A 22,108-nucleotide genomic window follows, 5' to 3' on the forward strand; every position below is an offset into this window, starting at 1 on the left:
GTCGCGTGAGGAAAGGCCGATCTGCCGCGGTACCCGACCCCGCGATCGAGCCGGGCGATGGACGCCAGCGGCTGGATCGCTGGATCTGGCATGCGCGGGTGGTGCGGTCCCGCACCGATGCCGCCACGCTCATCCGCGCCGGCCACGTGCGGCTCGACGGCCATCGTGTGACCAGCCCGGGCCAGGGCGTGCGGGTGGGACAGGTCCTCACCATCGCCCTCGATTTTCGCGTACGGGTGCTGCGAGTCTTGAGCTTTTCTGAACGGCGCGGAGATGCTAACTCAGTCGCCGAGCTTTTCGATGAAATCACCGAAAACTGACGTGCAATAGAGGACGCGGCAAGAGCGCGCCGCCGATCGGCCAGGAGCCGGCAAGGTAAGCGCGCACTGGGACGCCGCGAAAGGGATCATCCATGGCCTACGTCGTCACCGAGAACTGCATCCGCTGCAAGTATACGGATTGTGTTGCCGTGTGCCCCGTGGATTGCTTCTACGAGGGCGAGAACATGCTCGTCATTCACCCTGACGAATGCATCGACTGCGGCGTGTGCGAGCCCGAATGCCCGGCCGAGGCCATCAAGCCCGATTCCGAGCCGGGCCTTGAGAAGTGGGCCGCCCTGAACGCCGAATATGCCAAGACCTGGCCGAACATCACCGTGAAGCGCGACGCCCTGCCCGACGCCAAAGAGTGGGACGGCAAGCCCGGCAAGGACGAGATGTTCTCCCCCGAGCCCGGCACCGGCGACTGATCGCCGCGCAATCACCTCTCCCGAAGGACCCGTTCGCGGGGACGCGGCTGCTCGCCTCGTCCGCCGTGCGATGATCCCTGCGCGGCGCATAGCCGCCCTCTCGGCTCAGGCCACCGGCAGGGCCCGCAGGTGCGCCAGCAGCCCCTCGCCCCGAGGCAGGTCCGCGACCGCCTCCACCTCCAGGCGCCCGTCGGTCAGCGCATCCAGCATGGCGGCCAGGTCGGTGAACCGCCGCTCGGCGTGATCGATCAGATCCGCCCATAATTGGTCGAACTGGTCCAATAGCCCCACCAATGGGGTGATGGGCAGGGGCAGGCCGGTGTAGCGGGGATAGATGTTGGTGAGCTTCTTCCATTCCGCCTTGAGGCTGTCGCGCAGCTCCGGATCGTTGGTGAGCCTGTTGTCGCGGCCGCCGCTCTCGAACGGGGCCTTGGTCTCCAAGAGCTGGCGGAAGTGAGCCACCACTTTGGCCCGCAGAAGCGGCCGGGTGCGGTTCTTGAAATAGCGCGCGAGCATGTCGGTATAGTCCGCATCGCCATAACACACGTCCCGCACCGTCGCGCCCTCGGGGCCGGCTGGCCGTTCGCCGTCCGGTGACCGGGAGGTGACGAGGACGATGACCCCCGCCGGCAGGGCTGCGGCCGGCGGCGGCAGAGCGGCCCCCTCCGCCAGCTTCTCCACCCCATCGAGGCAGACCAGCAGCCGCTTGGCCCCACTGCCCACCACCTGGGCATGCCACTTCCTGAAGCGCACGAGCAGCGCCTCGGCCGGTGTCTGGGCCTCCCCATCCACCGTCGCACCCGGCCCGCACTCCGCCGCGAAGGCTGCGTCGAGCGCGGCGAGCACCGCCGCCGGTGGGTCACCGGCCACCAGATGCACCCCGAACGCCCGCACGTCGCTGGAGGTGGCGCTGTCGATGCCTTCCTGCTCGGCCGGGTTCCGCCCCGGGCGCCGGGCGATGATGCCGCGCACGAACAGGGTCTTGCCCACGCCGTGCGGTGCCCGCAGCCAATAGAGGCCCCGATCATTTCGCAGCAGGAACTCCCGGAACGGGGTGCGTAGATAGGTGGGCGACACATAGGCCGCGTCCAAAGCGGCAAGCTCCGCTGCGGACAATGGCGCTTCCTGCGCTGGCGCTGACGTGAGGGGCGATAAGGCGACGTCTGGGGCGGTCATGGGTGTCTCTCCGGATCGGCGGCGCCGCGCGCGCCGCAGGGACGGATCGCCGGTCCACCGCCTGAGGACGCCGCGTCGCGCGCCGGATCCGTGGCGGGTTTCCACCCAAAGGGTCCCCTGCCCTCCCCTCAAGCAGGAACCGTGCCCTTGTGGCACCCCGACCGGGCGTTCACGGCAGTTGCGTCAGCACCTGGTATTGTGACTGCACCACCCGGCCGGCGCCATCGAGCCAGGCGCGGCCGAAGCGCGAGGCGGCCAGGGTGGGCACCGCCTGGTAAATGGTGCCGCCGATGGGGGGCTGCGCGCCGGGCTCGACGCAAGGAACATCGAGCACGACCCGTGCACCGGGCTGCAGCGTGGTGCCCCGCTCCACCTGTCGCACCACGCCCGTGACCCGACAGGCGCCGTAGCCTTCCGTGGGCGGCGTCACGCCCTGCACCTCCAGCACGATGACACTGGCGGCATCTCGCCGCGCATTTTCATAGACATAAGGCGGCATCAGCGCCGCCGCGGGGGCGACGCCCCACGCGAGCCCAGCCACCAGCAGGCAGGCGGTGCGCGGCAGCAGTCCCGCGCCGCCGGCGCCCTGCCCCGCCCTTATCCGCCCAAATTTGCGCGTCATCACCCCGCTCCCTTGCGTTGGCCGTTTATCGGCGGCCGGTTTCGCACTATATAGCCGCCATGCTCCACACCCCTGACCATGGCGCGGCGCGCGCGGCCGCCAGACCGGACGCCCTGCCCGATTATGCCCGCCGGCGCACCTTCGCCATCATCTCCCATCCGGACGCCGGTAAGACGACGTTGACGGAAAAGCTGCTGCTTGCCTCCGGCGCCATCCGCATGGCCGGCCACGTGAAGGCGCGCGGCGAGCGCCGCCGCACCCGTTCCGACTGGATGGAGATCGAGCAGCAGCGCGGCATCTCCGTCACCTCCTCGGTGATGACGTTCGAAAAGGACGGCATCGTCTTCAACCTGCTCGACACCCCCGGCCACTCGGACTTCTCCGAGGACACCTACCGCACCCTTTCGGCGGTGGACGCGGCGGTGATGGTGATCGACGTGGCCAAGGGCATCGAGAGCCAGACCCGCAAATTGTTCGAGGTCTGCCGCCTGCGCGACATTCCCATCTTCACCTTCGTCAACAAGGTGGACCGCGAGGGCCTCGACCCCATCGCCTTGATGGATGAGGTCTCCTCCACCCTGGCGTTGGATCTCACACCGCTCACCTGGCCCATCGGCCTCGGCGTCGATTTCCGCGGCCTCATCGACATCACCGCCAAGGTGGCGCGCCTTGCCACCGAGCGCGGCGGGCCGCTGGTGCGCGAGGTGCCGTTCAATACACCCGAGGACCTGATCGGCCTCGACGGGGTGGAAGAGCGCATTCTCACCGAATCCCTTGAGAGCCTCACCCTGGCGCTCGGGGTGCTGCCGCCGTTCGATCTGGAAGCGTTCCGCGAGGGTCACCTCTCCCCGGTCTTCTTCGGCAGCGCGCTGAAGGAAGCCGGCGTCGGCGAGCTGCTCGAGGGGCTCGGCGCCGTGGGCCCCAGCCCCCAGCCCCGCGGCGCCGCCGGCGAGCGCACCGTGGAGCCGGGCGAGGACCTGGTCTCCGGCTTCGTCTTCAAGGTCCAGGCCAATATGGACCCCAACCACCGCGACCGGGTGGCGTTCGTGCGCCTCTGCTCGGGCCGCTTCAAGCGCGGCATGAAGCTGTTCAATGCCCGCGAAAAGCGGCAGATGGCCATTGCCAACCCCATCTTCTTCTTCGCCCAGGAGCGCGAGACGGTGGATGAGGCGGTGGCCGGCGACATCATCGGCATTCCCAACCACGGCATGCTGCGGGTGGGCGATACCCTGTCCGAGGGCGAGACCATCCGCTTCGAGGGCCTGCCCGACTTCGCCCCTGAAATCCTGCGCCGGGTGCTGCTGGCCGACCCCATGAAGGCCAAACAGCTCTTGAAGGCGCTGCAGGACATGGCCGAGGAAGGGGTGGTGCAGGTCATCAAGCCGGTGTCCGATCCCGCCCCCATCGTCGGCGTGGTGGGCCCGCTGCAGCTCGACGTGCTGGCGGCGCGGCTGGAGAAGGAATACGGCGTGCCGATCCGCTACGAGACCACCTCCTTCGTCACCGCCCGCTGGATCACCGGCGAGCGCACCGAGGTGGAGCGTTTCATGGAGGCGAACCGCTCCTCCACCGCCCGCGACCGCGATGACGCGCCGGTCTATCTCGCCCGCAGCCAGTGGGTGCTGGACCGCGCCATCGAGGAATGGCCCAAGCTCAAATTCGTGGCGGTGAAGGAACGGGGCTGAGCGCCTCCTTCCCCTCTTCCGCCTCTTCGATCCATCCGGCCGGCCGCAGCCCGGCCGTCGCTCGCCGCCAATCCGTCCCTTGGAGGAAACCCGTGTCTGACTTCGCCCAGCTTGAAACCATCATCGACGCGGCGTTCGAGAAGCGCGCCGAAATCGGCTTCACCACCATGGGCGAGGTGCGCCAGGCCGTGGACACCGCCCTCAGCCTTCTGGATAGCGGCAAGGCCCGCGTCGCCGAGCGCCAGGCCGATGGCAGCTGGACGGTGAATCAGTGGCTGAAGAAGGCGGTGCTGCTGTCGTTCCGCCTCAACGACATGGTGGCCATCGGCAACGGCCCCGGCGGCGCCCACTGGTGGGACAAGGTGCCCTCCAAGTTCCTCTCCTGGGGCGAGGCGGAATTCCGCGCCGCCGGCTTCCGCGCGGTGCCCGGCGCCATCGTCCGCGCTTCCGCTTACATCGCCCCCAATGTGGTGCTCATGCCCTCCTTCGTGAACCTCGGCGCCCATGTGGGCGAGGGCACCATGGTGGACACCTGGGCCACCGTGGGCTCCTGCGCCCAGATCGGCAAGAACGTGCACCTCTCGGGCGGCGTCGGCATCGGCGGCGTGCTGGAGCCGCTGCAGGCCGGCCCGGTGATCATCGAGGACGACTGCTTCATCGGTGCCCGTTCCGAGGTGGTGGAAGGCGTGGTGGTGCGCCAGGGCTCGGTGCTCTCCATGGGCGTGTTCATCGGCGCTTCCACCAAGATCATTGATCGCGAGACCGGCGAGGTCTTCATCGGCGAGGTTCCGGCCTATTCGGTGGTGGTGCCCGGCTCCCTGCCCGGCAAGCCGCTGCCCAACGGGCAGCCCGGCCCCTCGCTCTATTGCGCCGTGATCGTGAAGCGCGTGGACGCACAGACCCGCTCCAAGACCTCCATCAACGACCTCCTGCGCGACTGACAAACCGGCGGCGGCCCCCTTCGCCGGGGTGCCGCCGCGCCCGCGCCGTGCCACGTCCGCAAGACGGAGTGGGGCAGCGGGCGGCGCACGGACGAACGGGCGCGAGGCTCCGCACGCCAGTGCCGGATGCCGGCCGCGACGATGAACCGACGCAGCTGTGCATGGCGTGGCGGAGGGCGCGCGAATCCCGCTTGCGCGACGGCCCTGAGCCTGTATATTCCGCGGCCTCGCCAGGACGCAGCGCATCAACCGGCGCTGCTGCTCACCCAAGATCTGATTGGAAGCGCCTGGCGACGTCATGTCGGTGAAACACTGCCATGACGTGATGATCACCGGGCGACGGCATCGTCGAACGATGGGTCATTCACACATTTTGCGCCGGCCTGCCGGTGCGGCTGGAGAGGTGGCCGAGTGGTTGAAGGCGCACGCCTGGAACGCGTGTATACGGGCAACCGTATCGAGGGTTCGAATCCCTCTCTCTCCGCCATCCCTCAATCTCGCCCCATCTTAGATCCCATCAGAAGCCGTGCCAGCGCTTGATTTGCGCGACATATCGACGGCCGGGCACCTCACGATATCGCGCTAAAGCGCAGTCGATCCCGGGTAAAAACCGGGTAAAGGGGGAGGCCGCCGAATGCCGCTCACAGACATGCGGATCCGCAAAGCCAAGGCGGCCGAAAAGCCCTACAAGCTGACCGACGGCGGAGGTCTCCACCTTAACCCGTGCTCCACCAAACTGGCAGCAGCTCAGGCGAATTTCAAAGAGCCATGATCCGCCACCCACGGGAAGTCCAAGCTCATTGGCAATCGAGCGCTCGAAGACGTGACCATTACAAAATCAGGCAAGCCCTCTATCAATGACGCTATTCCGGCTGTCGTTTTGAACGTTGGGAGGTGGGCTTAGCCATTTTGCGGCTGGCATAACTCGCAGCGGAATACGGTGTGAGGGTAGCCAAACAGGCTCGGCCTGCATTGCCCGCAGTATGCGATCGTCGAAAATTCAACCGACGGCGCTCGCGTTGAGATCATTGATGATCGTCACCAGCTTCTGCGCGCGCTGAAGGGTGAAGACCTGCTCCGGCCCACTCGGCGCGATGTCCGTGAACGGGCTTTCATACAAAAGGCCCGGATCCATCGAACCGTTCGCAGTCAGGTGCTCGATGACCATGTCGAGAAACTCGATCTGCTGCGCGGTGGCCGCCGCATCGGCCAGGAACTCGCTGAACCGTTCGGCGACCGCATGGCGGTCGAGCCCCACCAGCGTGCGCAGAAAGAGACCAAAGCCGTGCGCCAAAGCGCTGGCCGCTTCGATATGCTGGCTTTCGCCCACGCCGGCGTCGAGCAGCATCCGCCGCAATTGCGCGATGTCGGTCTCGGTCAGCGGTTTGCCATGTCGCAGTTTGGCGATGGCGATGTGATCTTCATGGCCGCGCAAGAAGTGGCGGGCCTTGCGCTTGAACCGCGCGAAGTCGACTTCCCCGACCTGCGGCAGATCCAGCTCCGTCGCCTCTCCCAGCCGATCTTCGAAATTGGTGTAGACGATCGCCTTTCGGCGCCGCTCGATATGATGCACGAGACCCCGCAGGCGAAGGCGCACCACTTCGAGCAGCGGCACCGTGATGCCCTGCCACCAGATATCGGACAGGATATCGAGGATGAGCGCGTGCTGAGCGGCGATGGCGGGGATCGCTGTCTGCTCGTCGAGGGCCGAGGCGATCTCGACAAGCTGCGCCTTGAGCTGATCGAAGCGCCGCGCCCCCGTCAGTTGCGTAATCTCCAGATTGAACATCAGAAGATCGAAACGCTTGGCCTCTTCAGGCTCGCTCTTCAGGCCGTTGGGCAGGGGCGCGACGCGCGCAATCAGTTCCTCGCGCATGGCATCGGTGAGCGTCTCCCAGGCCTCCGGCGCCTGATACTTCTCCACCAGCTTGCGCTCGGCTCGCACGACGAAATTGTCGAGCGTCATGCTCGCCACATAGGCCTTCAGGAAATCCAGCGCTGCAGCGCGGATCTCCCGTTCGTCCGGGGCAGCTTCAGGGCCGGCGTCATAGGGGGCGCCCTCCTCGGCAACGCCCGACGACGCGGAGAGCTTCGCCTTCTCATCCAGTGCCCGGATGAGGTCGAACCGCGCGGCGAACAGCCGTTCGCTGAGGGAACGTGCGTTCGTGCCATCGTCGGGCTTGGGGTTCTGGCGGAAGAATTCGAGATTCTGGCAATAGTCGAAGACGCGGAAGAACTCCTTGTCCTCGCCAGGACCGAACAGGTCCGGGCAGAGCCGCGTGCCACGCCCGATGATCTGCCAGAATTTGGTCTTGGAGCGGATCAGCTTGAACAGGACGAGATTGACCACCTCGGGCACGTCGATGCCGGTGTCCAGCATGTCCACCGAGATGGCGATGTGCGGCGCGCTGTCCTTCTTCGAGAAATCATCGATCAGCGATTGCGCATATTCGGTCTTGAAGGTGATGACGCGGGCAAAGTGCCCGGCGAGGTGGGGATAGGCCCGGTTGAAGCGCTGTTCGATGAACTCCGCATGGGCCTGGTTCTTCGCGAAGATGATGGTCTTGCCGATGCGGTCGCCGCCCGCGACCTTCAGCCCATGGGTCATCACATGGGCCAGCACCTTGTCCACGGTGTCGGCGTTGAACAGCCATTTGTTGACCGCCTCCGCCTCCACGCTGTCGGGCGGGTCGCCATCCTCCTCGTCCCACTCCAGCATGTCCCACTGGTCCTTCTCCGCCTCCGACAGTTCGTCGTAGTGGATGCCCGCGCGCAGGAAGTGGAGGGGCACGGAGACGGCGACGGGCGGCACCAGCCATTCGTCGCCGATCGCCTGATCGAGGGAATAGGCGTCGGTCGGCACGCCCTCCTCGAGGTCGAACAGGCCATAGGTGTTGCGATCGATCTCGTCCCGCGGCGTGGCGGTGAGCCCCACCAGCAGGCTGTCGAAATAGTCGAAGATGGCGCCATAGCGCTGGTAGATGGAGCGGTGCGCCTCGTCGATCACCACGAGGTCGAAATGGCCGGGGCCGAAGCGGGCGGCCTCCCCTTTGCGCTCGTCGATGAGGTTCATCATCGTCGGGTAGGTGGAGAGGAAGACCCGCCCCGCGGCGTTCTTCTCGGTCACCAGATTGACCGGAGAGGAATCCGGCAGATGCGCCTTGAAGGCGCGCGCGGCCTGGTTCACCAGCGCCACGCGATCGGCCAGGAAGAGCACCCGCTTCACCCAACCCGCGCGCATCAGGACGTCGATGAGGGCGATGACCGTGCGCGTCTTGCCTGAGCCGGTGGCCATGACGAGGAGCGCCTTGCGCTGCCGGGCGGTATCGAACGCCGCCTTCACCCGCGCGATGGCGCGCTCCTGATAATAGCGCTCGACGATCTTGCGGTTGACCGGCACGCCGGCAAGGGGCAGCCGCGCCGTGCGCCGCTGGATCAAAAGCTCAAGCTCGTCCTTCTTGTAGAAGCCGGAGACCTTGCGCGGCGGATAGCTGGCATCGTCCCACATCCAGTGATCGTAGCCGTTGGTGGTGAAGATCACCGGGCGCTGGCCGAACTGCGCTTCCAGGCCGTCCGCATAGAGCTTGGCCTGCTGGCGGCCCTCATGCTCGCTGCGGCGGGTGCGCTTGGCCTCCACCAGACCCAAAGGCTTGCCGTCGTCACCCCACAGCACGTAGTCGACGAAGCCTTTGCCGTCCCCATTGGGCATGCCGGTGACGGGAAATTCCCGGTCGCGCGCCTGGTCGAGGGGCCAGCCGGCTTCCTTCAGCAAGAGGTCGATGAAGCGGTCGCGGGTTTCCGCCTCGGAATAATCGTGGGTGTCGGGCCGCTGCGCATTGGCCTTGCGGATGGCGTCGCGCGCGGCGCGGGCGGCTTTCAGCTCGGCGTCAAGATCGCCCTTGTCGCGCAGCAGCGCGGCGAAGGCGTGGTCCTTGGCCTCCATCTCGGCCTTGAGCCGGGTCAGCTCCTTGAACGCCTTGCGGACCAGATCGTCCCGCTGCGTGAGCTGGGCCGGGTCGAAGGCGAGGGTGTCCGGCGGCGGGGCCTTGGCATAGGTGCGCGCCAGCCAGAAGCACAGATGGAACAGCTCACGCACCGCCCCCTCGGCGTCCTTGGCCGGGGTGTCGCGGGCCTCATGGACGGCGCGGTTGCCAATGGAGACGATGAGCTTCGCCTTGGTGAACACCGCCTGCCCGGCGCGGGCCTTGAAGCTCGGCTCGTGGATGAGCGCCGAGATGCGATCGTCATAGGGAAAGGTGAGGGCGCCATCGTTGCGATAAACCCATTGCACGGCCAGCTCCACCGTGCGCCGCGCATAGAAGGCCGCCGAGCGCGGATCGCTGATGACATAGCCTTCCGCCTTCTTCGCGCTGTCGAAGATCTCCGGGAACTCGCTGGCGAGGAAGGCGAAGTTGGACATGGGCGCGTCTCAGAGCTGGCCGGTGAAGGCGCGATGCTGGAGGGAGGCGAAGAGGGAATCATCCATCAGAACGGCATTAGCGAGAATCCGCTCCTGAACGCGCAATCCACTCCTTTTCTTCGCATATAAAGATTGTAGATCAAAGTCCGGAACCGGGAATCGCAGTTTCTTCACTTCCCTCATGTGACGAGAATAACCGAGGTCAGGAATCGGAAGCCTTGATAGCAGTGCAGCAAAAAATATCGGCTCGTAACATTCTGAAGCCTTTAGGGCCTTAGCGCCATCGGCTCCGATTGCAAAATCAAAGTCTATGAATTTAACAGCCCGGGTATGGTCGCCGAACAGGGTGATCGGGCCACGACTGACGCATACGTTTTCCTGATTGGTATAGCCAGCGATCAGCTTCTGTCCCTGATCTACAACTGGGATATCTCCCTCTTCCGCATAGTTCCCTCGGAGGACCTTAGGTGATTTTGAGGTCTCATCCCGACATGCTTCTGCAAAGCTGACCGTTGGCCATCTGTTGGGTTCAGTTTTCGGGTCCCCGAACATCTCCAGAAAGATCGACTGGGTGAGGCTGTCGAGGAGGGCGAGGGCCTGCCGGCGCTTGCGCCGCAGCGCATCGGCCTTGTCCAGGATCGCCGCAATCCGCTTCTGCTCGTCGAGGGGCGGGAGGGGGATCCGAAGTTTTCGAATTTTTTCTTGGCTAATGTTCGGCTGAGCCCCTCCGCTGGCTTGCCCAATCAATTCGGGCACTTTCGCTTCAAGCGCTCTGTAGACATACCGCGTATCAGCCACAGTCACGTCGGGTCGAATGTTGCAAACCGCTTGGTTGGTGGCCGCCTCAACACCAAGTATTGCTAACCGTCCAATCGTGGCACCATACATGGCCAATAGTATAGCGCCTTCAGGTACAATCTTGGCTGAGCTTTTATTAATAGCCTCTTCGGTAATTTTTTCTTCTGTATCGAGAATTATAGTTTCACGCAATTCTCCTGACTTCACCCAAGGGATGGAGCCTCCATAAAAATCGGAGTTCGAACGGCTGGGTGTGCCTCCACTGCCAGTAATACAGAATTCCTCAACGGATACAGAATCGTTAGGCGAATGTTTCACAGCATCGCCTCCAGCTCTTTCAGCCCGGCGGCAATCTCGTCCTCCAGCGCCAGCAATTCCGCGATAATCTCCTTTGGCGGGCGGTGTTCGGCGGCTTCGTGCACCACCTCCTTGTAGCGGTTGAGGGACAAATCGTAGTCCGCCGCGGCGATCTCCTGCGCGCTCACGCAAAAGCTCTGCGCCGTGCGCGGGTTCTGCCGCTCCGCGCCGGCGCGCTCCCTCCAGCGGGCCACCACATCGGGCAGGTTGTTCTTGGCGTGCTCCTCGGCGCTCAAGGCCGCCTGCGGCACCGGGCCGAACTTGTCCTCGTCCACCAGCATCTGGCGCTTGTCGTCGAGGCTCATGCCGTCCGCCGCGACGTCATAGAACCACACCTGGTCGGTGCCGCCGGAATCGGTCTTGGTGAACAGCACGATGGCCGTGGACACCCCGGCATAGGGCCGGAACACGCCCGAGGGCAGCTTCACGATGGCATCCAGCTTATGGTCCTTCACCAGCATGCGGCGGATCGCCTTGTGCGCGGTGGAGGAGCCGAACAGCACCCCATCCGGCACGATCACTGCCGCCCGCCCGCCGGGCTTCAGGAGCTTCAGGAACAGCGCCATGAACAGAAGCTCGGTCTTCTTGGTCTTGACGATGGCGAGAAGGTCCGCGCTCGTCGTCTCATAATCCAGCGAGCCGGCGAAGGGCGGATTGGCGAGGATGAGCGAATATTTATCCTTGTCGTCCCCATGGCCGGAGGCGAGCGAATCCCGATAGCGGATGTCGGCTCCGTCCACCCCATGCAGCTGCATGTTCATGGAGCCGATGCGCAGCATGGTCTGGTCGAAATCATAGCCGTGGAATAGGCCGGTGTGGAAATGCCGGTTGAGCGCGGCATCGCGGAACAGACCCTTATGGTGCTCGCGCAGATATTCCCCCGCCGCCACCAGAAAGCCGCAGGTGCCGCTCGCCGGATCGCAGATCACGTCCTTCGGGGTGGGCGCGGTCAGTTCCACCATCAGCTGGATGATGTGGCGCGGCGTGCGGAACTGGCCATTCTGGCCGGCGGTGGCGATCTTCGCCAGCATGTATTCGTAAAGGTCGCCCTTGGTGTCGCGGTCCTCCAGCGGGATCTCCGCCAGCATGTCCACCACCTTGGTGAGCAGGCCGGGGGTGGGGATGGTGAAGCGCGCGCCCTTCATGTGCTCGGCATGGGCGGTGCCCTCCTCCGCCATCTCGCGCAGGAAGGGGAAGACGAAATCCGCCATCAGCGTGAACATGCGGGCCGGCTCGGCATTCTTCAGCCGCGACCAGCGCAATTCGTCATAGGTGACGTCGGCGCCGTCACGGTCCTTGCGATAGACCCCCGCCGGGAAGATGACGCGCCCCATGGGCTTGCGCGTCATGGCGGCCTTGTTCTCCTCGCGGGTCTGGAGCTCGTCCAGGCCGCGGATGAAGAGCAGGTAGGTGATCTGTTCGATCACCTCGATCGGGTTGGCGATGCCGCCCGCCCAGAACGCGTTCCAGATGGCGTCGATCCTGGTTCTCAATTCGCCTGTCAGCACGCGACACGTCCCTGCAGATTCACCGTTTCAGCCGGTGACATTAGCGAGCGGAACCGCAACGGCAAAGCCGACCGGGCAACGCTGCACATCTTGTCGCGTCGCCATGCCGCCGCCTCACATGGCCCTGTGAGGCGGTATCGGGTGACTTGATGAAACACGCTTGGGTGGTGCGCGCCGAGCGCGCCCCCGAGGGCTCTCCCGTCCGCCCGCGCATCGCCGCTCGTGGTGCCCATGGACGCGCCGCTTGCTGAGGCTTGCCACGTCCAGCCCGCGGGCGATGTCTTGCCCCGGGGCCATGCCGCTTGGCTACGTGACCCGGCGGTCTTTTGCTGACATCCTGCGGCCCGAGGCGCGCGCTCGGGACGATGTGAGCGAAACGGCGCGGGACCATAGAAGCGATGACGGCCACCGACGACCACGCCTTCGAGGCCCCCCGCGCCGCCCCGCTCCGGCGGCCGCTGCTGGCGCGCATCTCCGGCTTCTGGCAGGCCAATCTGGCGGCCTGGCTGCTGATCTCCATGCTGGGCATCGCCACGCGGGCGGTGTTCTTCGGCAATCTGCTCGATGCAGTCATTCTCACCCTGGTTCTGGACAGCATCGGCTTCGGCCTCACGGGCATCGCCCATGCGCTTCTGCGGCGCCAGCCACGGCCGCAGTTTCCCGGCCTGAAGCTCATTCCGCTGGTGGTGCTGGCCGCCCTGGCTGGCGGCGCCATCGAGATGGCCGCCGCCGAGGGCCTGCGCGCGCTCGCCTTCTCCACCGGGGAATTCCAGAGGGCGTTCGGCGGGCGCATCGTGCCCATGCTCTACTACACCGCCATCTTCCTCGGCTGGGCGCTGGGCTATTTCTGGCTGACGGCGGACCTCGCCGCGCGCAATGAGCAGTTGCGCCGCTCCGAGGCGCAATCGGCAGCGGCGCGGGCGGAGCTGCAGCAATTGCGGGTGCAGCTTGATCCGCATTTCCTCTTCAATGCGCTCAACACGGTCACGGCGGAGATCCCCGAGCGGCCGGACATCGCCCTGGAGATGGTGCGCCGGATCTCCAGCTACATGCGGTATTGCCTGGATCATCAGGATCGCTCGGCCTGCCGCCTCGCCGACGAGATCGAGGCAGCGCGGTCTTACCTGCGGATCCAGGAGCTGCGGTTCGACAGCAGCCTTACCTGCACGGTGGCGCTGGCGGCCGAGGCTGCGGACTTTCGCGTGCCCCACCTCATCCTCCAGGGGCTGCTGGAGAACGCCACCAAGCACGGCCTGCGTCCCAGCACCGGCGCACCGCTGCGGATCAAGGTGGAGGCGCGGGTCGACGGCGATGTGCTGTCCATCACCGTCGCCAACCCCGGCACCTATGCGCCCGGGGCGCGGTCCCCCGCCGGGCTCGGGCTGGCGAACATCCGGCGCAGGCTGGAGCTGCATTATCCCGGACGACATCATTTCGCCGTCGCACAGGAGGGGCCGCAGGTGGTGGCCCGCATCAGCCTCGAGGGGTCCCTATGCTACGGGTGATGGTGGTGGACGACGAGCCGCCGGCCCGCCGCAGCCTGAAGCGCCTCCTGGCGGCCCATGCGGATGTGATCGTGGCCGGCGAGGCGGCAAGCCTCGCCGAGGCGCGCGCCGCCCTTGCCGCGATCCGGCCCGACGTGGTCTTTCTCGATGTGGAGCTGGGCGACGGCAAGGGCTTTGAAGCCCTTCGCGCCCTCGCCCCCGCGCCCGAGGTGGTGTTCGTCACCGCCTACAGCCGTTATGCGGTGGAAGCGTTCGACGTGGCGGCCACGGATTTCCTGATGAAGCCGGTGGAGCCGGAACGGCTGGCGCTGGCATTGCAGCGCCTGCGCCTGCGCCGTAGCCCGACCGCCGATCGCGAGGACAAGCTGCGGCTCACGCTGCCCGGCCGGCAGGTGCTGGTGCCCCATGCCCGGATCCTGGCGCTGGCCGCGGAAGGCGACTTCACCCGCATCCATGTCAGCGAGGACAAGGATCTCCTGGTCTGCCGTCTCCTCGGCCAGTTCGAGAGCGAGCTGCCCGACCCGCCGTTTCGCCGCCTCAGCCGTTCCGTCATCGTCAATCTCGCGCAAGTGCGTCGGGTGGAAAACGCGGACGGCGGGCGGGTTCAGGTCATTCTGGGGGCCGAGACGCGCCCCCTCGCCCTCGGTCGCGCGGCCGCGCGGCGGCTCCGTGAGGCGACCAGCAGGCCCGCCTGAGCCTTTAGCGCCCCATGCGCCGTTTCATCGAGGATTCCGGCAGGCTCATCGAATGACGCTTGTCGGTGCGCGCATGCGCGGAACAATGGCCGGCAGACGGCGGCCACCCACGACATGCGTCATGTCATTGCAGCCGGATCAACCGTCACGCAGAGGTTTGGAGACGGAGCATGGATGACCGATGCGCATGTTGAGCCGCCATCCACCGTTCACCTGAAGATCAATGCCCGAATGGAGCTGAGATCTTCATCCACACTCCATTCATCCCTCACTTGAAGCCACGCCGGGCGGGGCGTCGCGAAGAACGGGACTTCCTGCGGAAGCATGCCCGCGCCCCACACCTGCGCCCGCTGCTGTTTTCCCTGGAGATCTCCCGTGCTGAATCCTGATGCCGGCCGGCCCCCTTTCGCACGGGCATCGCGCGCCCCCGTGCGGCGTTCCATCACTTGGGATCTGCCCCTCGGCGCGCTCTCCCTCGCGCCCCTGTTCATGGCCATTTCCAGCGGGGCGGTCCTGGCACAGACGGCCGTGCCCAACTGCAACCAGGCCTCCGGCGGCGTCGCCTGCACCATTTCGGCGGGGAGCTACACCGCACCGGTGTCCACCAGCGCGGGCGCGCTTTCGGTGGATGATTACGGCACCTTCAACATCGCCGTCGGGGGCGACACGGCCGCCGGCGTCTCCGCCAGCGCGCTGGGGGTGGCGGGCACGGACTCCAGCTCCAGCCGCGCGCAGGACGGCGGCGCGGCGGGCTATCTCAATCTGATTGCCCATGAGTCCGGCGCCATCACCATCACCGGGGACGCCTCGTCATACACTCCGGTCTCTTCCCTGCTGGGCCAGGCCGTGGGCGGCAATGGCGGCAAGTATTCCGGCGACGACAATGCCTATGCCGGCGGCAATGGCGGCAGCGCGCTGGGCGGTGTCTATGTCAGCAACTCCCAGACCATCACCGCCCTAGGGGAGTTCCCTGGGGGCCTTGCCCTGGTGCTCGCGACCGCCACAGGCGGGGATGGCGGCGAGGGCGCAAGCGGCGGCTCGGGCGGCTTTGGCGGCACCGTGCAGCTGGAGAATTATGCGGCGGTCAATATTGGCAGCGCCACCTCGTTCGTCGTGGGGTCCACGGGCGGCAGTGTGGGTGGCGCTATCAGCGCCTTGCAGGCGTCCTCGTTCGGCGGATCTGCAGGCGAAAGCACGGCGAGCGACGCGCGTTTTGGTGGCTCCGGCGGTTTCGCGAGCGTTTATAGCACCGCGCCGGTGAGCGTCTATTGGACCTGGCAGGGCGCCGGACCGGGCGTTGGCGAATCCCAGCTCTATGGCGTGGTCGCCGGGTCCGAAGGCGGGGAGAGCCCAAACAAGGCGCAGGAGGGCTTTAATGGCGGTGCGGGTGGCAGCGCCTATGGCGCGGTTGTGACCCTCACCGCCGATGCCGACGTGACCGTGGTGGCGCAGAACACCGCAGGGGCCATCGCCTATGACGACACGGGCAAGCTGGCCAGCACCGCGCTGAGCGGCGCGGCGGTAGCCGCCCTCTCCCAGGGCCGGGACGGCGGCCTGACCTATGGCAATGATGCGACCGCCGGCACTGGCGGCGACGCGGGCATCGGCGACACCCTCACCAGCGTGAGCATCACCGGCGCACAGGTGTCCGTTTCGGGCAATGCCATGGCCGGCGTGGAGGCGCGCAATGCGGGCGGCGCCGGCGGCACCGGCAATTCGAAGGACAATGATGGCGAGCCCTACGGCGGCAGTAAGACGGATGGCGGCGCGGGTGGCTCGGCGGGGGCCCTGTCGGTCAGCCTCTCCAATGGGACGAGGATCACCGCCTCCGGCACCCTGGCGCCGGGCGTGGTGGCGGCGGCCATCGGCGGGGTGGCGGGCGACGGCGCGAGCTATTACGGCTGGAACTCCGACGCCGGCAATGGCTCGGCGGGCGGCAGCGCCGGCGCGGTGACCGTGAACCTGAGCAATACGTCCGTGGCCACCAATGGTGATTATTCGGCGGGCCTCGTCGCCCTCTCCACCGGCGGCAATGGCGGCAATGGCGGCGACCGCAAGTCGGGCAATTCCGGCGATGCCGGCGGCGGCGGCAATGCGGGATCGGGCGGTTCCGTCACGGTGGAGCTCGGGGCGGGTTCCAACGTCACCACCAATGGCTATTCGTCCGCCGGCGTGATCGCCTATTCCGCGGGCGGGGCCGGTGGCAATGGCGGCATTGGCGAGGTCAACATGACCGGCAGCCCGCGCAATGGTGGCAATGGCGGCAATAGCGGCTTCGTCAGCGCCACGGTGGATGCCGGCGCCGCCATCACCACCAAGGGCGATGCCTCCGGGGGCCTCGTGGCCATCAGCATCAGCGGCTTTGGCGGCAACGGCAACACCGTCTCGAACGTCGGATCGAGTCATGGCGGCGATGGCGGCACGGGCGGCCAGGCCGGCTCCACCGTCAATGGCGTGCTGACGGCGGTGGAGGCCGTGAACAACGGCGTCATCACCACCCTGGGCGACGATTCCGCCGCCATCCAGGCCGTGGCCGCCACCGGCGGCGGCGGTGGCGGCGGCCAGACCGGCGGCATCTTCTTCGTCTCGGCCGGTACGGGCGCGTCGGCCGGCGTGGTGGGCGAGGTGATCGCCACCAATTCGGCCACCGGCTCCCTCAGCACCAGCGGCATGGCCGCCGTTGGCATCCTGGCCCAGTCCATTTCGGGTGATGGCGGCGATGGCGGCAATCTGGACATGGCCAATACGGGCCTGGGCGGCTCCGCCGGCTTCGCCACCAATGGCGGCGCCGTCCAGGTGACGAACCTGGGTTCCATCCTCACCACGGGCTTCAACGGCATCGGCATCCTGGCCCAGAGCATCGGCGGCGGTGGCGGGGCCGGCGGCTCGGCCGACAATCTTGCGTCCATCGGCGGCCAGGGGGGCGGCGGTGGCGGCGGCGGCGCTGTGACCGTGAATACGGGCGGCACCATCTCCACCGAAGGGGACCTGGCGGCTGCCATCCTCGCCCAGTCGGTGGGCGGTGGCGGCGGTGCCGGCGGCAATGTCACCGCAACGTCGGCGGGGGTGAGCCTTGCCATCGGCGGGGCGGGTGGCGACGGCGGGGCGGGTGGCACCGTAACCCTGACCGGCACCGACCTTGCCATCAAGACCCTGGGATCGCAGTCGGTGGGCATCGTGGCGCAGTCCGTCGGCGGCGGCGGCGGCACGGGCGGCTCGGCCTTCGACCTCACCGCCAGCGCCGGCTTCGGCGCAGCGGTGGCGGCGGGCGGCAGTGGCGGCAGTGGCGGCAATGGCGGCGCGGTGTCGGTGAACCTGTCCAAGACCACCATCGTGACCGCCGCCAGCGTGCAGGACGCCACCAATCCGGAAGATGCCGCCTATGGCACCGTGCTTGATCCGCTGGCGGTGGATTCCTTCGGCGTGGTCGTGCAGTCCGTCGGCGGCGGCGGTGGCCTGGGCGGATCGTCGGCCGCGAAGGCCTTCGTGCAGGATGTCACCATTCCGGGGAGCGAGGGCCTTTCCGGCTTCGCCGTCTCCCTCACCTATTCCGCGGGCGGCGATGGCGGCGGCGGCGGCAATGGCGGCACGGCGACCCTCAACCTCGCCGAGGATGTCGGCATCCTGACCTATGGCAATGGCGCCCATGCGCTGGTGGCGCAGTCCATCGGCGGGGGCGGCGGCTCGGGCGGCGACTCCTCGTCCAATTCCACCACCTTCGGCTTCAAGACCCTGTCCAAGGTCAGCGGGCAGGCCAATTACAACATGGACCTCACGCTCAATCTGGGCTCCGATGGCGGCACCAGCGGCAATGGCGGGGCGGTGAACGTCACCCTCGGCGGCACCAATGGCGTGGCCGATGCCAATGCGGCGAGCCATCCGGTGCAGATCGTCACGCTGGGAGATGCGGCCTACGGTCTGGTCGCTCAGTCGGTGGGCGGCGGCGGCGGCAATGCGGGCTCCGGCTCCGGCTCCACCCAGAACGGCACCAGCGGCAGCACGGCCCTCAAGCTGGGAGTGACCCTCGGCGGCACCGGCACCGGGGGCGGCACCGGCGGTAATGTGAGCGTGGCCACCTTCGATGGCACCTCCATCCAGACCTATGGCGACGGCGCCATTGGCATCTACGCGGAAAGCACCGGCGGCGGCGGCGGCAATTCGGGCGGCGGCTCGTACCAGGTGGGTTTGCCGAGCCTCGATGAGGTGGGCAAGGTCATCAACGGCTCCACCACCGGCTGGACGGCGGGTAAGCTCACCTCTTCCGTCACCATCAAGACCGGCAATACGGGCGGCAGCGGCGGTGATGGCGGGACGGTGAACGTGGCCCTCACCGGCACCACAGTGACCACCAGCGCGGAGGGCGCCACCGGCATTTCCGCCATGAGCGTGGGCGGCGGCGGCGGCAAGGGCGGCTCGGCCGGCTCCTCGGGCTCCTCCGACGATCCCAACGTCATCGATGACCTGAAGGCGGACAAGAAGTTCGTGAGCGGCATCGCGAACTACATGACCGATATCCTGAAGAAGGTTCAGGATGGGGCCGGCTGGTCCCAGGCCATGCGCGACTCCCTCAGCAATTTCCTGCCCTCCGTCAATTTTTCCCTTTCTTTGGGTGGCGAGGGCGGCACCGGGGGCGATGGCGGCGCGGTGAAGGTTGCGCTCACCGACAGCACGGTCGCCACCCTGGGTGATTATTCCACCGCGGTGGCGGCGCAGTCCATCGGCGGCGGCGGTGGCGATAGCGGCGCGGCGGTGGCGGGCGGCTCGGCCGGCTTCGGCAGCATCATGAAGCTCAATGCCAACATCGCCCTTGGCGCCACCGGCGGCGCCGCCGGCGACGGTGGCACGGTGACCGTGACCCTCGCGGATTCGGTGATCTCCACCGCCGGTTATGCCTCCTATGGCATCCTGGCGCAGAGCGTGGGCGGCGGCGGCGGCGCGGCAGGGTCGGCACAGACCAATTCCAGCGGCTATTTCTCCCTCGGCGCCAGCCGCGGCCTTTCCTCCGCCGATATGGGCAATGGCGCCAGCGTCACCCTGGCCTCGGCGAGCGGCAGCGGGCCCTCCAGCATCACCACCGCCGGCGACGCCGCCATGGCCGTGTTCCTCCAGTCCGTTGGTGGCGGAGGTGGCGTGGCGGGCGACGGCTTCACCCTGACACCCGGCATCCTGCAATTCGGCGGAGACGTCTCCCTGTCTGCGGGTGGCTCCGGGGTGATCGGCGATGGCGGGGCGGTGACATTCGATGCCGCGAACCTGCCTTATCTCACCATCGCGACCAGCGGGGCGAATGCCTATGGCATCCTGGCGCAGAGCATCGGCGGCGGTGGCGGCCTGGTGTTCCGCCAGGCGGGCAGCAGCACCAAAACCGGCGTTTACGAGCTCGGTGGCGCCACCGGTTATTCCAATGGCGGCACGGTCAGCGTGGCGCTGCATGACGACAGTTCAATCGCCACATCGGGCGATGGCGCGCACGCCATCTTCGCCCAGTCGGTGGGCGGCGGCGGCGGCATCGTCGGCTTTGCCGGCGGAACCACCACCATGAGCATGGCGACATCGCAGGATGGGCCCAATTTCGCGACTTCCGGCAATGGCGGCGATGTCTCCGTCAACACCGGCAACAGCTCCATCACCACCACCGGCGCGAGCGCCTATGGCATCTTCGCCCAGAGCGTGGGCGCCGGCGGCGGTGTGAGGTCCAGCAATGACGGGCTGTCGGTGATTGCCGGCTCGACCGGCGGAACCGGCTCCCTGGGCAGCGGCGGCAAGGTGACGATCACCCAAGGCGCGGGCGGGCTCATCTACACCACCGGCGAAAACGCGGTGGGCATCTTCGCCCAGAGCGTCGGCCAGAATGGCTATAGCACCTCGTCGAGCGGCGGCGTTTCCATCACCGTGAACGGCTCGGTGATCGGCGGCTATGGCGAAGATGGCACCGCCATCTGGGTGGACACGGACAAGACCACCAATTCCATCCTGATCTCGTCCACCGGCTTCCTCAGCGCCACCTCCAACCTCGCCATCCGCTCCACCGGCGAGGGCATCACCAACGTGACCAATCATGGCGCGGTGGCCGGCAATTGGGATCTCACCTCCGGCAGCACCTTCTCCAATGGGCAGGCGCTTGCTGCCACATCGGGCGCCACCTACGGCACCTTCACCAATGCCAGCGACGGCACGCTGGTGGCCGGCAGCGCCATGGCCGGCCATCTGGTGAATGACGGCACGCTGGTGCTGGGTGCGCTGGACAGCGACCGGACGACCCGGCTGGCCGGATCGTTCACCCAAAGCAGCTCCGGCGTCATCATCGCCAATGCCGACTTCTCCGCCGGCACCATCGATCTGCTGTCGGTGGGCGGCAATGCGGAGCTCAGCGGCCGTGTGGAAGTGGAGGCCTCTTCGCTGCTGCCGAACCGCAAGCTCACCTTCCTGGAGGTGGATGGGGTTGCGGTGGGCACCCTTGAGGGTTCCACCAGCAATGTCTTTGACTATGTGGTCGACAAGTCCGACGGCGCCTATTCGGTGGTCGCCACCGCCGACTTCTCCAACTCCGGCCGCCTCAATGCCATCGAGCAGCGGGTGGCGCACTATCTGCAAGGCATCTGGAACAGTGGCGGCGCCGGCTATGGCCCGGTCTTCGGCCATCTCTCGAACCTGACCCCTGGTGCTTATGCGAATGCCCTGGGGCAACTCGGCGAAGGCACGGTCAATGCGCCGGCCGGCGAGAGCATCGCGCTCGCCCAGCAGCATCTCGACCGGCTGATGAGCTGCCCGCAATTCCAGGGCCAGACCGCCATCGTCACCCAGACCAGCTGCATGTGGGCAGTCGGCGCGGGCCAGACGTTCGACCAGAACGGCTTTGATGCCGCCGGCGGCTATGGCAGCACCACCTACAGCTTCGCCATGGGCCTGCAGAAGGAGGTGGCGGACGGCTGGTTCCTGGGCTTCGCCGGCGGCTATGACGACAGCCGTATCAGCTCCGCCAATCTCTCCATTGATGGCGCCAGCGGCTGGGCTGGGGCGACGCTGAAATACGAAACCGGCCCGTGGCTGCTCGCCGCCGCCCTCAGCGGCTCCTATGGCAGTTTCGACAACAGCCGCGCCATCTATCTCGGCACCATCGGCGGCGTCGCCCAGTCCACCAGCGACGTGTGGGGCCTGGGCGGGCGGGCCCGGGTGGCCTACACGGTGGGAAGCGAACACGCCTATGTCCGTCCCTACATGGACCTCGACCTTCTATACACCAGCCTGTCGGGCGACACGGAAACCGGCGCCGGCGTGCTCAATCGGGTGGTGAACGGCAGCGACCAATGGACCGGGCTCACCACCCCGGGCCTGGAGCTTGGCACACGCATCAATCTTGATCCGGACTTCGTGCTGCGGGGCTATGCGCGGTTCGGCGCCACCTTCTCCACCACCGATGCCTGGACCTCCACCACCGCCCTGGTGGGGGCGCCGCTGGGGCTCAGCGGCCTCGATGTGGTGCTGCCGCTGGACACGGTCTTCGGCCGCGTGGGCGCCGGCCTCGACCTCGCCGCCCTTCAGCACGGCATCAACCTCAGGGCCGAGTATGAAGGCGCCTTCTCCGCGCACAGCTCCCGCAACATGGGCAGTGTGAGGCTCTCGGTAAACTTCTGAGGTCCCGGCAGCAGGCGG

13 protein-coding genes and 1 tRNA gene are annotated in these 22,108 nt (G+C 66.9%); 9 read left to right on the forward strand and 5 right to left on the reverse strand.

From position 1 onward, the window contains the following. The first annotated feature begins 5 nt into the window (after positions 1 to 5). Complete coding sequence (locus MEU52_RS05635; protein ID WP_238119226.1) at positions 6 to 320, forward strand: RNA-binding S4 domain-containing protein; 315 nt, start codon at positions 6 to 8, stop codon at positions 318 to 320. Between the two features lie 92 nt (positions 321 to 412). Then, positions 413 to 748: a ferredoxin FdxA gene (gene fdxA, locus MEU52_RS05640; protein ID WP_238119224.1), complete on the forward strand. Its 336-nt coding sequence runs from the start codon at positions 413 to 415 to the stop codon at positions 746 to 748. Between the two features lie 105 nt (positions 749 to 853). On the opposite strand, the gene MEU52_RS05645 is transcribed toward fdxA, so the two are convergent. Together MEU52_RS05645 and MEU52_RS05650 are read right to left on the reverse strand one after the other, a co-directional pair. Next, positions 854 to 1,924, reverse strand: coding sequence for a hypothetical protein (locus tag MEU52_RS05645; RefSeq protein ID WP_238119216.1), 1,071 nt, complete (start codon positions 1,922 to 1,924; stop codon positions 854 to 856). Positions 1,925 to 2,093: 169 nt separating this feature from the next. Then, the gene (locus tag MEU52_RS05650) at positions 2,094 to 2,546 is read right to left on the reverse strand and encodes a hypothetical protein (RefSeq protein ID WP_238119214.1); all 453 of its coding nucleotides are present in this window, start codon (positions 2,544 to 2,546) and stop codon (positions 2,094 to 2,096) included. Positions 2,547 to 2,605: 59 nt separating this feature from the next. On the opposite strand from MEU52_RS05650, the gene MEU52_RS05655 reads away from it, so the two are divergent. The 4 genes from MEU52_RS05655 (at position 2,606) to MEU52_RS05670 (ending at position 5,944) form a co-directional block, all read left to right on the forward strand. Continuing rightward, on the forward strand, positions 2,606 to 4,231 hold the full coding sequence (locus MEU52_RS05655) for a peptide chain release factor 3 (RefSeq protein ID WP_238119212.1): 1,626 nt from the start codon (positions 2,606 to 2,608) through the stop codon (positions 4,229 to 4,231). Between the two features lie 92 nt (positions 4,232 to 4,323). Beyond that, positions 4,324 to 5,172, forward strand: coding sequence for a 2,3,4,5-tetrahydropyridine-2,6-dicarboxylate N-succinyltransferase (dapD, locus tag MEU52_RS05660; RefSeq protein WP_238119210.1), 849 nt, complete (start codon positions 4,324 to 4,326; stop codon positions 5,170 to 5,172). A 397-nt stretch (positions 5,173 to 5,569) separates the two neighbouring features. After that, positions 5,570 to 5,659 (forward strand) — tRNA-Ser (locus tag MEU52_RS05665). 147 nt (positions 5,660 to 5,806) lie between these two features. Continuing rightward, positions 5,807 to 5,944, forward strand: a complete 138-nt coding sequence (locus MEU52_RS05670; RefSeq protein WP_238119209.1) for an Arm DNA-binding domain-containing protein — start codon at positions 5,807 to 5,809, stop codon at positions 5,942 to 5,944. Between the two features lie 228 nt (positions 5,945 to 6,172). On the opposite strand, the gene MEU52_RS05675 is transcribed toward MEU52_RS05670, so the two are convergent. The 3 genes from MEU52_RS05675 to MEU52_RS05685 are packed head-to-tail and all read right to left on the reverse strand — an operon-like array spanning position 6,173 to position 12,255. After that, a complete protein-coding gene (locus MEU52_RS05675) occupies positions 6,173 to 9,592 on the reverse strand; it encodes a DEAD/DEAH box helicase family protein (protein ID WP_238119207.1) in 3,420 nt (1,139 codons plus the stop codon). Positions 9,593 to 9,601: 9 nt separating this feature from the next. Beyond that, on the reverse strand, positions 9,602 to 10,708 hold the full coding sequence (locus MEU52_RS05680) for a restriction endonuclease subunit S (protein WP_238119205.1): 1,107 nt from the start codon (positions 10,706 to 10,708) through the stop codon (positions 9,602 to 9,604). Then, positions 10,705 to 12,255 (reverse strand): type I restriction-modification system subunit M, encoded by a 1,551-nt coding sequence (locus MEU52_RS05685; protein ID WP_238119203.1) that lies wholly within the window; start codon positions 12,253 to 12,255, stop codon positions 10,705 to 10,707. Before MEU52_RS05685 ends, MEU52_RS05680 begins: the two co-directional genes overlap by 4 nt. A gap of 398 nt (positions 12,256 to 12,653) precedes the next feature. On the opposite strand from MEU52_RS05685, the gene MEU52_RS05690 reads away from it, so the two are divergent. From MEU52_RS05690 to MEU52_RS05700, 3 genes are all read left to right on the forward strand, one after another. Next, positions 12,654 to 13,760 (forward strand): sensor histidine kinase, encoded by a 1,107-nt coding sequence (locus MEU52_RS05690; protein ID WP_238119201.1) that lies wholly within the window; start codon positions 12,654 to 12,656, stop codon positions 13,758 to 13,760. Continuing rightward, a complete protein-coding gene (locus tag MEU52_RS05695) occupies positions 13,748 to 14,455 on the forward strand; it encodes a LytR/AlgR family response regulator transcription factor (protein WP_238119200.1) in 708 nt (235 codons plus the stop codon). The genes MEU52_RS05690 and MEU52_RS05695 overlap by 13 nt, the downstream gene beginning before the upstream one ends. Before the next feature lie 375 nt (positions 14,456 to 14,830). Then, on the forward strand, positions 14,831 to 22,090 hold the full coding sequence (locus tag MEU52_RS05700; RefSeq protein WP_238119198.1) for an autotransporter outer membrane beta-barrel domain-containing protein: 7,260 nt from the start codon (positions 14,831 to 14,833) through the stop codon (positions 22,088 to 22,090). Positions 22,091 to 22,108: the final 18 nt, after the last annotated feature.

The organism is Xanthobacter sp. NM-25 (assembly GCF_022138605.1).
Taxonomy (GTDB): domain Bacteria; phylum Pseudomonadota; class Alphaproteobacteria; order Rhizobiales; family Xanthobacteraceae; genus Xanthobacter.